Here is a 12,453-nt window from a genome sequence, read left to right as displayed (position 1 = left end):
GACGGCAGACGGCAGACGGCCGACGGCACATCGCGGCGCTTCCGGCGGAGCGCTCAGCGGTTCGGGGGCGGGCCGTCGATCGGGCGGCCCAGGACGCCGGGTCGCTGCTGCCACGGCAGGGGGCCGGTCGGCGGGCGGTAGGCGACCCCCAGGGCGTCGAGCCGCCGGTAGTGCTCGGCCATCCGGCGCTCGAAATCGGCGAAGTCCCGCTCCCCCGGGGCCGGGAGCGCGCTCCAGGCGACCTCGGCGAAGGCCGCGAGCCGGGGGAAGGCCTGGTAGTCCACGCGCGCCTGGTCCTCCATCACCTCGGTCCAGACGTTGGCCTGGGTGCCGAGGATCCGCCGCGCCTCGGATTCGTCCAGCCCGGCCGGAACGGGCTCGAACCGGTACACGTCCTCCAGGGTGCGGACGAATCCGATCGGCACCGGCTCGTCGGCGCCGTCGGCCTGCCGGTGGTCCAGGTACACGTGCTGCTCGGGGCACATGACGACGTCGTGTCCGGCCCGCGCGGCCGCGATCCCGCCGCCGTAACCGCGCCACGACGACACGGCCGCGCCCTCGGCGATCCCGCCCTCCAGGATCTCGTCCCAGCCGATCAGCCGACGCCCGCGCGCGGAAAGCCACTTCGCGAAGTGCCCGATGAACCACGACTGCAACTCGTCCTCGTCGGCGAGCCCGAGTTCCTTGATGCGCGCCTGCGCGGCCGGCGAGGCCCGCCACTGGTCCTTGCGGCATTCGTCGCCGCCGATGTGCACGAACTCCGAGGGGAAGAGCCCGAGCACTTCCTCGAACACCCCCTCGTAGAAGCGCAGGGTGTTGTCAGTGGGGGCGAGTACGTTCGGAGAGATCCCCCAGGAGTCCCAGACGGAGAGGGAGGCGGTGTCGATGACGTCGGTGTTGCCGAGTTCCGGATACGCGGCGATGGCGGCCTGCGAGTGTCCCGGTACGTCGATTTCGGGGACGACGGTGATATGCCGTTCGGCCGCGTAGGCGACGATCTCCCGGATGTCGTCCTGGGTGTAGAAGCCGCCGTGCGGCTTCTCGTCCCACAGCGGTGAGGCCCGGTGACCGAATTTCGTGCGGGTCCGCCAGGAGCCGACCTCGGTGAGCCGGGGGTAGCGCTCGATCCGCAGGCGCCAGCCCTGGTCGTCCGTCAGGTGGAAGTGGAAGACGTTGAGTTTGTGCGCCGCCATGAGATCGAGGTGGCGCAGGACGCCTTCCTTGGGCATGAAGTGCCGGGCGACGTCGAGCATGAGGCCGCGCCAGGGGAATCGGGGGGAGTCCTCGATCGTGAGATGCGGCACGGCCCAGGTGCGGTCGGGTTCCACGGCAGCCCTGCGGTACGCGGCGGGGCCGAGGAGCTGCCGCAGCGTCTGGGCACCCCAGAAGACGCCCGCCGCGCTGCCGCCCTCGACGAGGACGCCGGCCGGGTCGCTGACGAGGCGGTACTCCTCGGGGCCCAGGTGGGGGTCGAGGAGGAGCCCGATGCCGTCGCCCTCGGTGTCGTCGAGCTCCCTCCCCTCGCGCAGCGGCAGACCGGTGGCCGCCCCGAGGACCGCGCGCAGCCAGCGGCCGACCCCCTCCGCCCCCGGACCGGCATAGAGCTGCGAGTGCGCCGTCAACCGCACCTCGCCCGAACCGGCGACGACATTGCGCGGCGCCGGAATCAGATCCGTCCCTGAAGTCATGTCAGTCCTTAACCGCTCCGCCCAGTCCCGAGACCAGGCGTCGCTGTACGAGTACGAAGAACACCAGCACCGGAATCGTCATCACCGTGGACGCCGCCATCACCCCGCCCCAGTCGGGGTCGTCGGGCTTGAAGAACACCAGCAGCGCCATCGGCAGGGTCGACTGCGAAGTGTCGCTGATGATGAAGGACTTGGCGAAGAGGAAGTCGTTCCAGGCGGAGATGAAGGAAAACACGCTCGTGGCCACCAGGCCCGGCAGGACGAGCGGGAAAAGGATCTGCCAGAGAAAGCGCGACCGGCTCGCCCCGTCGATGTACGCGGCCTCCTCCAGCGCCTGAGGCACCCCTTTCACGAACCCCCGCAGCATCCAGATCGCGAAGGGCAGCGAGAAGGCGATGTGGGGCAGGATCAGCGAGCCCAGCGTGTTCAGCAGACCGAAGTCCCGCATCTGGAAGAAGAGGGGGATGCTGAGGGCCTCCACGGGCACCATCTGGGCCACCAGAAACATGATCAACAAGGTGGTCCGGAAGCGGAACCGGAATCGGGTCACGGCGGTCGCGGCGAGAAAGGCGACGAGCGCCGAGACGATCACGACGCTGCTCGCGACGACCAGACTGTTGACGAAGTAACGACCGAATTCCTGCTGCCCGAACACCCGCCGGAAGGAGTCCAGAGAGGGCGAGAGGGTCCACGGCCTGGGCCGGTCCGACTCGATCTCCCCGGCCGGTTTGAAGGCGCCCAGCACCATCCAGTAGAGCGGAAAGGCGACGAGTACGGCGATCGCCAGCGCCGCCCCCTCGGCGGCCAGCCGGCCCGGCCGCCGCACGAACCCGCGCACAAGATTCACCACGGTCACAGCTCCTCCCCCTGCCGGCGCAGCAGCCGCAGGTAGACCAGGGTCACGGCGAGCAGGACCAGCAGCGTGACGACACCGATGGCGGCGCCCAGCCCGTACTGCGAGGAGGCGAAGGCCTGCTGGTAGGCGTACACGTTGAGCACCAGGTTCTGCCCGGCGATCCCGCCCCCGCCGGTCATCACGTAGATCTGCGTGAAGATCTTGAAGTCCCAGATCACCGACTGGATGGTGACGACCGTCAGGATCGGCCGGAGCATCGGCGCCAGCACCGACCGCCAGATCCGCCACTGCGAGGCCCCGTCCAGCGCGGCCGCCTCCAGCACCTCGGACGGTACGGCGCGGATCCCGGCGTACACGGTGACCATGACGAACGGGAAGGAGCACCAGACCACTTCGAGCAGGACCAGGAAGAAGGCGGAGTACCGCCCGTAGGTCCAGGAGTGGTCGCCGAGCCCGAGCACCCTGTTGACCGGCCCGAAGTCCGCGTCGAAGAGGAACAGCCAGACCGTGGACCCGGTGACGGCCGGGGTCGCCCACGCCCCCAGCGCCGCCAGCATCAGCGCGAGCCGCGGCACCGCCCGCACCCGCGTCAGCAGCACGGCGAGCGCACACCCGACGGCGAGCGTCGACACCACACAGGCGGCGGCGAAGCAGACGGTGGCCAGCAGCACCGACCAGAACTGGTCGTCGGAGAAGACGTCCGAGTAGTTGCCCAGCCCCACGAAGGCGGTGGGTTCACCACCACTGACCTGAGCCTGGGTGTACCGGAAGACGGAGATCAGCCCGAGCTGATAGATGGGGTAGACGAGCAGGCCCCCGAGGACCACGAGAGCGGGCGCCAGATACAGCCAAGGGCTCGCCTGAGCGCCCCGACAGGGGCGCGGGGAACTGCGCGACAAGCCCCCACGCACCCGCAGCCGCGCACGAACCGCGACCCCCGACCCATTGGGCGTCATCCGGCGGAGCCGAACGCCGAGTCCATCTTCTTCGCCGCCTCCCCCGAAGCCGCCGCCACGCTCTTCTTGCCGCTGATGACCTCCTGGAACATCGTCGGCAGCACCAGCGACGAGTCGATCTGCGACCACCCCGCCGACGCCGGCACGAACTTCGTCCCGGCGGCCAGGGTCGCCACGAACGGCTTCACGAACGGCTCCTTCGCCGCCGCCTGGTCACGGACGTCCTTGAACGTCGGCAGAAAACCCATCGCGTCGAACATCGCCGCCTGCGTCTTCTTGGAGGTCAGCTCCTCCATCAGCTGCACGGCCAGCGTGCGGTGCGTCGTGCTCTTCAGGACCCCGATGTTGTTGCCGCCCGCGAAGGCCGGCGCGATCGAACCGGCCGTGGCCCCCGGCAGCGGCACCACCGCGTACTTGCCCTTGACGCTCCCCGCCTCCACGGCCGCATGGCTGAAGTCGCCCCCGATCGCCATGCCCGCCTTGCCCGCGGCGAACGCGGTGACCGTGTCGTTGCCGCCGAAGCCCGCGCACTTGGCGGCCGGGCAGTTGTCGTCGCCGAAGAGGGACGTGTACGCCTTGATGCCCTTCTGCGCGGCCGCACTGTCGATCGCCGAGGTGTACGACCCGCCGTCGGCCGCGGCCAGTTCGCCGCCGTCGGCCCAGATGAAGGGCATGGCGCCGTAGGTGTAGGCGCCGCCGACGACGAGGCCGTAGAGGTCGGGCCTGGCCTTGCGGACGGCGCGGGCGGTGGAGGCCAGCTCGGCCATGGTCGTCGGCGGCTTCAGGCCGAGGTCCTTGAAGACGTCCGTGCGGTAGTAGAGGGCGCGGACGCCGACGTAGAAGGGGGCGCCGTAGACCTTGCTGGCGACCGTGACCGACTGCCGGGCCGTCGGGTCGGTGTCCTTCGCCTCGCTCCAGGCACCGAAGTCCTTGGTGACGTCGAGGAGCCCGCCGTCGTGGACGTAACCGGCGGTGTCGGTGTTGCCGTACTCCATGACGTCGGGGGCCGAGGCCGGGTCGTTGAAGGCGGCCTTGACGCGCTGTGCGCGCGTGTCGACCGGGATGTACTCCACGTCGACCTTGGTGCCGTCGTGTGCCTTCTCGAAGGCGGCGACGACCGAGTCGACGACCTTCTGCTTCGGGTCGTTGCCGACCTCCTGGAAGAGCCACACCCGCAGGGTGCCGCTCTTGTCGTCCTTGTCGGAGGCGGAATTGGAGGAGGTCTGCGGGGCGCAGGCGGCGGCCAGGAACAGGGCGCCGGCGAGGAGTGCGGGGACGGGGAGCTTCATGGAGTGACCCTCCGGGAGCGCGCTCAAGCATGGGGGGCGTTGCAAGGTATGCAACGGCTGTTTCGCTCTGCACAACACCACGGAGGCTAGGGACTACATGAACACGTCGACAAGAGGTCTCAACCACTCTGTGACCGCGGGACGCACTCCGTGCAACGCGCGGGCACGACAAAGGCCCCGGAGCACGCCAAAGCGTGCCCGGGGCCTCGGAGAGCCGAGCTGTCGGACGGGCGGGTTACTTGTCCTGGCCCTCGCCGTCGCCGCCGGCGCCCATGGACTCGTAGATCTCCTTGCACATGGGACACACGGGGTACTTCTTCGGGTCGCGGCCGGGCACCCACACCTTGCCGCACAGCGCCACGACGGGGGTGCCGTCGAGGGCGCTCGCCATGATCTTGTCCTTCTGGACGTAGTGGGCGAAGCGCTCGTGGTCGCCGTCACCGTGGGACACCTGCGGCGTCGGCTCTACGAGGGTCCCCGTACCAGTCCCGCGCTCGGGCTCAAGAGTGCTCATGAGTGCCAAGGGTACTGAAGCGCCCGGACAACGGTTGAGAGGAGGCCCGGCGTCAGTTGAGCGAGGGGTCGTCCGGGTAGGTGGCGACCATGGCGAGCTCGTTGCGCTGGCGGCGCAGGACCTCGCGCCAGAGCCTTTCGGGGGACGGCGAGGAGACGTCGCCGGGTTCGGACTCGACGACGTACCAGGCGCCCTCGACCAGTTCGTCCTCCAGCTGGCCGGGGCCCCAGCCGGCGTAACCGGCGAAGATTCTCAGGGAGCCGAGGGCCGAGGCGAGCAGTTCCGGCGGGGCCTCCAGGTCGACCAGGCCGATCGCGCCGTGCACCCGGCGCCAGCCGAGCGGGGCGCGGTCGCCGTTCGCCCCGCCGGGGATGACCGCCACGCCGAGCGCGGAGTCCAGGGAGACCGGGCCGCCCTGGAAGACGACCCCCGGCTCGCCGGCGAGGGAGGCCCAGCCCTCCAGGATGTCGCCGACGTCCACCGGGGTGGGGCGGTTGAGGACGACACCGAGGGAGCCCTCCTCGTCGTGGTCGAGAAGGAGCACCACCGCACGGTCGAAGTTCGGGTCCGCCAGGGCGGGCGTGGCCACGAGCAGCCGCCCTGTGAGCGAGGACACCTCGGTCATGCCTGACATGATCCCGCATCTTCCCGTCGCGTGGGGAGCCAATCCGGGTCCATGGGTGAATGCAGCCATGATTTAAAGGAGCGGCCTGGCAAGGCCTCGTTTGAGGGTGGTGGTGGGAGACGGGAGGGCGGAAGGGAGCGCCCCCGGCGCACGGTCACGGGCGGTGACCCCATGTGCCCGATTAGGCACCGTTCGTGTTGTGACACAGCTATGACGTAGCTGGGTGGTCCTTGGGCTTACGGGAGTGGGCCGATGGGCGATTACTCTGTCTCTCCGGCCCTGCCCAACTCCATGGAACGCGAGATTCATGACCGTCAACGACGATGTCCTGCTTGTCCACGGCGGAACCCCGCTGGAGGGCGAGATCCGGGTCCGCGGTGCGAAGAACCTCGTACCGAAGGCCATGGTCGCCGCCCTGCTGGGCAGTGCACCCAGTCGGCTGCGCAACGTTCCGGACATCCGCGACGTGCGGGTGGTGCGCGGCCTGCTGCAGCTGCACGGGGTGACGGTGCGTCCGGGCGAGGAGCCCGGTGAGCTGGTGCTCGATCCGACGTACGTGGAGAGCGCGAACGTCGCCGACATCGATGCCCACGCCGGGTCCAGCCGGATCCCGATCCTCTTCTGCGGCCCGCTGCTGCACCGCCTCGGCCACGCCTTCATCCCCGGTCTGGGCGGCTGTGACATCGGCGGCCGTCCCATCGACTTCCACTTCGACGTGCTGCGGCAGTTCGGCGCGACCATCGAGAAGCGTGCGGACGGCCAGTACCTGGAGGCGCCGAAGGGGCTGCGCGGCACGAAGATCCAGCTGCCGTACCCGTCCGTCGGCGCGACCGAGCAGGTGCTGCTGACGGCGGTACTCGCCGAGGGCGTCACGGAGTTGTCGAACGCGGCCGTGGAGCCGGAGATCGAGGACCTCATCTGCGTGCTGCAGAAGATGGGCGCGATCATCGCGATCGACACCGACCGCACGATCCGCATCACCGGCGTGGACAAGCTCGGCGGCTACACCCACCGGGCCCTGTCGGACCGGCTGGAGGCCGCGTCCTGGGCGTCGGCGGCGCTGGCGACCGAGGGCAACATCTACGTCCGGGGCGCCCAGCAGCGCTCGATGATGACGTTCCTGAACACCTACCGGAAGGTGGGCGGTGCCTTCGAGATCGACGACGAGGGCATCCGCTTCTGGCACCCCGGCGGCCAGCTGAAGTCCATCGCCCTGGAGACGGACGTGCACCCGGGCTTCCAGACCGACTGGCAGCAGCCGCTCGTCGTGGCCCTGACCCAGGCCACGGGCCTCTCGATCGTCCACGAGACGGTCTACGAGTCCCGCCTCGGCTTCACCTCCGCGCTGAACCAGATGGGTGCTCACATCCAGCTCTACCGCGAGTGCCTGGGCGGCTCGGCCTGCCGCTTCGGCCAGCGCAACTTCCTGCACTCCGCGGTCGTGTCCGGCCCGACGAAGCTCCAGGGCGCCGACCTGGTCATCCCCGACCTCCGCGGCGGCTTCTCCTACCTGATCGCCGCCCTCGCGGCCCAGGGCACCTCCCGCGTCCACGGCATCGACCTCATCAACCGCGGCTACGAGAACTTCATGGAGAAGTTGGTAGAGCTGGGCGCGAAGGTGGAACTGCCGGGCAAGGCGCTCGGATAACCCTTCCCGTACGACGATGGGGCGGCCCCTGGTGGAGGGGCCGCCCCATCGTCGTGCTAAGCACCGTATGCCGTCCCGTGGCCTACGGACGGCAAGGTCACTTGCCCTTGGCGGATTCCTTGAGCTTCGAGCCCGCGGAGACCTTCACGCTGTAGCCGGCGGGGATGTTGATCGGCTCGCCGGTCTGGGGGTTGCGCGCGGTGCGAGCGGCACGGTGGGTGCGCTCGAAGGTCAGGAAGCCGGGGATGGTGACCTTCTCGTCGCCCTTGGAGACGATGTCGCCGACGACCTCGGCGAACGCGGCCAGCACGGCGTCGGCGTCCTTGCGAGTCACCTCGGCACGGTCGGCCAGCGCGGCCACCAGCTCACTGCGGTTCATGTTGTTACTCCCGTGTTCTTCTTGCCATTGAGGCGTGCCACGCGGCGAAGCCGCATGTTGGGCCGGGACGCATCCTGCCCCCACCTGCGGCGGGAACGCCAATCCGGGTGCCGCAAATACCCTACGGGTGGGCCGAAGGGGGGGTTTCACGACGCGCCGATCGGATGGCGTGGCAAGTTTCACAAACGTTTGCCTGGGGGCTGCTGCCCCCAGACCCCCGCATCATGCGGGTGCGCGTCGTGTTTCGGGTGCCGGCCCGGTGGGGGCCGGTCGCGCAGTTCCCCGCGCCCCGGACGGGGCGCTCCCGGCGAGGGCGCTGGTCAGGCGCCCTTCGCGGCTTCCCGCACCGCGCCCGCCACCGCTCCCGCGACCTTCTCGTTGAAGACGCTGGGGATGATGTAGTTCGGGTTCAGCTCGTCCTCCGTGACCACGTCGGCGAGGGCCTTCGCGGCCGCGAGCATCATGTCGGTGTTCACCGTACGGGACTGGGCGTCCAGGAGGCCGCGGAAAACACCCGGGAAGACCAGCACGTTGTTGATCTGGTTCGGGAAGTCGGAGCGGCCGGTGGCCACCACGGCGGCCGTCTGGCGGGCGATCGCCGGGTCCACCTCGGGGTCGGGGTTCGCGAGTGCGAACACGATCGCGTCCTCGGCCATGGCGGCCACGTCGTCGCCGTCGATGACGTTCGGGGCGGAGACGCCGATGAAGACGTCGGCGCCGCGCACGGCCTCCTTGAGGGTGCCGGTCAGGTTCTCGTGGTTGGTGTTGTCGGCGATCCAGCGCAGCGGCGAGTCGGCCGACGCGTCCACGAGGTCCTCGCGGGCGGAGTGCACGACACCGTGGATGTCGGCGACCACGGCGTTCTTCACGCCGGCCGCGAGCAGCAGCTTGAGGATGGCGGTACCGGCCGCGCCGGCGCCGGACATGACGACCCGGATGTTCTCAATTGCCTTGCCGGCGACGCGAAGTGCGTTCGTCAGGGCGGCGAGGACGACGATCGCGGTGCCGTGCTGGTCGTCGTGGAAGACGGGGATGTCGAGGGCCTCGCGCAGCCGGGCCTCGATCTCGAAGCAGCGGGGGGCCGAGATGTCCTCGAGGTTGATGCCGGCGAACCCGGGGGCGATCGCCTTGACGATCTCGACGATCGCGTCGGTGTCCTGGGTGTCGAGGCACAGCGGCCAGGCGTCGATGCCGGCGAATCGCTTGAAGAGGGCCGCCTTGCCCTCCATGACCGGGAGGGCGGCCTTCGGGCCGATGTTGCCGAGGCCCAGGACCGCGGAGCCGTCCGTCACGACCGCAACGGAGTTGCGCTTGATGGTGAGGCGGCGCGCGTCCTCGGGGTTCTCCGCGATCGCCATGCACACGCGGGCCACGCCCGGGGTGTAGATCATGGAGAGGTCGTCACGGTTGCGGATGGGGTGCTTGGACTGCATCTCGATCTTGCCGCCGAGGTGCATGAGGAACGTACGGTCCGAGACCTTGCCGAGGGTGACGCCCTCGATCTCGCGGAGCTGCCCGACGATCTGGTCGGCGTGGGCGGTCGAGCTGGCCGCGATGGTGACGTCGATACGGAGCTTCTCGTGGCCGGACGCGGTGACGTCGAGGCCGGTGACCGAGCCTCCGGAGGACTCCACGGCGGTGGTGAGCTGCGAGACGGCGGTTCCGCTCGCGGGCACCTCCAACCGGATGGTCATCGAGTAGGAGACGCTGGGCGCCGTTGCCATGGCCGACTTCCTTCGTTGTTCACCGTGTCGCTCGTTTTGCCGTCCGATCGTCGCACCTACCGCCGGGTAGGCGTTAGCCGGGCCTGATTACGTGCGTATTGTTCGCGCAAAAAAGAGGCCCACGTCACACAGTGACGTGGGCCTCTTCGACGTTTATGACACCGACCCGCCATGCTCGCCTCGCGGCAAGTGGTCGCTCGCAGCGACGAAGGTTGGGCCCGGGGGCTTGGATCGAGCCGGTGTCACGACAAGGCTAACAAACAGATCCCGCGCGGCCATTCCCGTCCGGGGACTTCACAGGAAACCTCCAGCCGAACGGGCCTGACATCGGGCCCGTTCGGCTGGCATCGGGCCCGCGGCAGCACTGCCGTCAGCCCAGTCGCCGACCCCGCCGTCAGCCCAGTCGCCGACCCCGCCGTCAGTCCCTGAGCAGGTCCGGGACCCCCGCCGCGTCCGGTTCGTCCCGCTCGCCGGAAACCACCGTCAGCTGTTGCGTCGCCCGGGTGAGGGCCACGTACAGCACGCGCAGCCCGGCCGGGGACTCGTCGGCGATCTCCGCGGGCGAGACGACGACCGTGGCGTCGTACTCCAGGCCCTTGGCCTCCAGGCTGCCGAGGGCCACCACCCGGTCGCCGAGCCCGGCCAGCCAGCGGGCGGCCTCGGCGCGCCGGTCCATGGCGACGACCACGCCGACCGTGCCGTCGACCAGGTCCAGCAGCCGCTCGGCCTCCGCGCGCACGCTCTTCTCGAGCGAGTCGCGCACGACGGAGAAGCGGGGCTCGACGCCGGTGGAACGGACGGCCGAGGGGGACTTGGAACCGGGCATGGCGAGGGCCAGGACCTTGGCCGCCAGTTCGGCGATCTCGGACGGGTTGCGGTAGTTGACCGTGAGCTCGAAGCGGCGGCGCGGGCGGGTGCCCAGGGCCTCGTCGCGGGCCTCGGCCGCCTCGTCCGGGTCGGACCAGGAGGACTGGGCCGGGTCGCCGACGACCGTCCAGGTGGCGTGCCGGCCGCGGCGGCCGACCATCCGCCACTGCATCGGGGTGAGGTCCTGCGCCTCGTCGACGATGACGTGGGCGTACTCGACCCGCTCCTGGGCGAGCCGCTCGGCGCGCTCGCGCTGCGACTCCTCGCGCACCGGCATCAGCTCCTCCAGGCCGGTGAGCTGGTCCAGCGGGTCCGCCTCGCGCTTGCGCCTGGGGCGGGCGGGGGCGCCGAGGACGGCCTGGAGTTCGTCGAGCATGGCGATGTCGTGGACGGTGTGGCCGTCCCGCCTCAGGGAGCGGGCCACCCGGCGGACCTCGCCGGGGTTGAGGATGCGGCGGGCCCAGCGGCCGAGGCGTCTCTCGTCGGCCATGGCCGCGAGGACGGTCTGCGGGGTGAGCTCGGGCCACCAGGCGTCCAGGAACTCGATGAAGGAGTCCTCGGTGAGGATGTCCTCGTCGAAGGAGGCGCGCAGCTCGGCGGCGAGTTCCGGGTCGGTGTGGCGGCCGGCCGCGCCGGAGCGGTTCCACAGGGCGTCCAGGAGCAGCTTGCGGGCGCGGGGGCGCAGCAGGTTGACCGGGGCCGTGCCGCCCAGCGCGTTGTGCCGGACGCGGTCCAGGTCCGCGGCCTCCAGCTCCAGGCGGCGGTTGAACGCGACGACCCTGAGCCGGGTCGGTGAGTCGTTCAGCTCCAGGGCTCCGCGGGCGGCCTTGCGCAGCACCCGGAGCATCCGGGAGGAGCCCTTGGCGCGGGCGGTGGCCGGCGTGTCGTACAGGGTGGCCTCGGTGCCGTCGACGAGGGAGCCGATGGCCCGGATGGCGACCTGGCCCTCCTCGCCGAGGGAGGGCAGGACCCCCTCGGTGTACGCGACCAGCAGCGGGGTCGGGGAGACGATCAGGATGCCGCCCGCGTACCGGCGCCGGTCCTGGTAGAGCAGGTAGGCGGCGCGGTGCAGGGCGACGGCCGTCTTGCCGGTCCCCGGGCCGCCCTCGACGTAGGTCACGGAGGCGGCGGGGGCGCGGATGACCAGGTCCTGCTCGGCCTGGATGGAGGCGACGATGTCCCGCATGGTGTGGCTGCGGGCCTGGCCGAGGGCGGCCATCAGGGCGCCGTCGCCGATGACGGGCAGCGTGTCGCCGTCCAGGAAGGCGGTCAGCTCGGGGCGCATCAGGTCGTCCTCGACACCGAGGACCCGGCGGCCCTTGGAGCGGATGACCCGGCGTCGTACGACACGCCCGGGATCCACCGGAGTGGACCTGTAGAAGGGCGCGGCGGCCGGCGCCCGCCAGTCGATGACCAGCGGGGCGTAGTCCTGGTCGAGGACGCCGATACGGCCGATGTGCAGGGTCTCGGCGATGTCGGCGGTGTTGTCGGTCCGGACCGCGCCCTCGGCGGGTTCCACGGCGGTGTAGGCGCCGTCGGGCCCCTTCTTGCCGTCCTTCCCGAGGAGCAGGTCGATCCGGCCGAAGAGGAAGTCCTCGAACTCGTTGTTGAGCCGGTTCAGGTGGACACCCGCCCGGAAGACCTGGGCGTCCCGCTCGGCGAGTGCGCCGGGGGTGCCTACCTGACCGCGCTTGGCCGCGTCGTTCATGAGGAACTCCGCCTCGTGGATCTTCTCCTCGAGACGGCGGTACACCCGGTCGAGATGTACCTGTTCGACGCTGATCTCACGGTCTCGAACGGAATCCTGGACCGCGTCCCGGAGCGAGTCCTGGACGGAGTCCTGTGCGGAATCCTGATCCGAGCCGTGAGAGCCGACCGCGGATTGCTGAGCCTGAGCGGCCACCGGG

Annotated in this window: 10 protein-coding genes; 1 reads left to right on the top strand and 9 read right to left on the bottom strand. The window is 70.2% G+C overall.

Annotated elements, in window-relative coordinates:
• Positions 1-53: 53 nt before the first annotated feature.
• The 6 genes from ACFWPQ_RS07130 to ACFWPQ_RS07105 all read right to left on the bottom strand — a co-directional run bounded on the left by ACFWPQ_RS07130 (position 54) and on the right by ACFWPQ_RS07105 (position 5,928).
• Positions 54-1,688, bottom strand: a complete 1,635-nt coding sequence (locus ACFWPQ_RS07130; protein ID WP_384030809.1) for a beta-N-acetylhexosaminidase — start codon at positions 1,686-1,688, stop codon at positions 54-56.
• A 1-nt stretch (position 1,689) separates the two neighbouring features.
• Positions 1,690-2,535, bottom strand: coding sequence for a carbohydrate ABC transporter permease (locus ACFWPQ_RS07125; protein WP_384031359.1), 846 nt, complete (start codon positions 2,533-2,535; stop codon positions 1,690-1,692).
• A 5-nt stretch (positions 2,536-2,540) separates the two neighbouring features.
• Positions 2,541-3,500, bottom strand: coding sequence for a carbohydrate ABC transporter permease (locus ACFWPQ_RS07120; protein ID WP_384030807.1), 960 nt, complete (start codon positions 3,498-3,500; stop codon positions 2,541-2,543).
• On the bottom strand, positions 3,497-4,789 hold the full coding sequence (locus tag ACFWPQ_RS07115) for an extracellular solute-binding protein (RefSeq protein WP_384030805.1): 1,293 nt from the start codon (positions 4,787-4,789) through the stop codon (positions 3,497-3,499). Before ACFWPQ_RS07115 ends, ACFWPQ_RS07120 begins: the two co-directional genes overlap by 4 nt.
• 235 nt (positions 4,790-5,024) lie before the next feature.
• Positions 5,025-5,303, bottom strand: coding sequence for a DUF3039 domain-containing protein (locus tag ACFWPQ_RS07110; protein WP_351718250.1), 279 nt, complete (start codon positions 5,301-5,303; stop codon positions 5,025-5,027).
• 52 nt (positions 5,304-5,355) lie between these two features.
• Positions 5,356-5,928: a YqgE/AlgH family protein gene (locus ACFWPQ_RS07105; RefSeq protein ID WP_217545775.1), complete on the bottom strand. Its 573-nt coding sequence runs from the start codon at positions 5,926-5,928 to the stop codon at positions 5,356-5,358.
• Positions 5,929-6,235: 307 nt separating this feature from the next.
• Between ACFWPQ_RS07105 and murA the strand changes: the two genes are divergently transcribed.
• Entirely contained in the window at positions 6,236-7,576 is a 1,341-nt protein-coding gene (murA, locus tag ACFWPQ_RS07100) for a UDP-N-acetylglucosamine 1-carboxyvinyltransferase (protein ID WP_089106630.1), read from the top strand.
• Between the two features lie 97 nt (positions 7,577-7,673).
• Here the strand turns inward: murA and ACFWPQ_RS07095 are convergent, their stop codons facing one another.
• The 3 genes from ACFWPQ_RS07095 to ACFWPQ_RS07085 all read right to left on the bottom strand — a co-directional run bounded on the left by ACFWPQ_RS07095 (position 7,674) and on the right by ACFWPQ_RS07085 (position 12,449).
• Positions 7,674-7,955, bottom strand: coding sequence for an HU family DNA-binding protein (locus ACFWPQ_RS07095; protein WP_121893988.1), 282 nt, complete (start codon positions 7,953-7,955; stop codon positions 7,674-7,676).
• Between the two features lie 320 nt (positions 7,956-8,275).
• The gene (locus ACFWPQ_RS07090; protein WP_384030802.1) at positions 8,276-9,679 is read right to left on the bottom strand and encodes an NAD-dependent malic enzyme; all 1,404 of its coding nucleotides are present in this window, start codon (positions 9,677-9,679) and stop codon (positions 8,276-8,278) included.
• A gap of 418 nt (positions 9,680-10,097) precedes the next feature.
• Entirely contained in the window at positions 10,098-12,449 is a 2,352-nt protein-coding gene (locus tag ACFWPQ_RS07085; RefSeq protein WP_384030800.1) for a HelD family protein, read from the bottom strand.
• Positions 12,450-12,453 lie beyond the last annotated feature (4 nt).

Origin of the sequence: Streptomyces sp. NPDC058464, assembly GCF_042721035.1 — a bacterium.
Classification (GTDB): Bacteria; Actinomycetota; Actinomycetes; order Streptomycetales; family Streptomycetaceae; genus Streptomyces.
The sequence above is the reverse complement of the archived record's forward strand: the minus strand, read 5'-3'. Positions and strand labels throughout refer to the sequence as shown.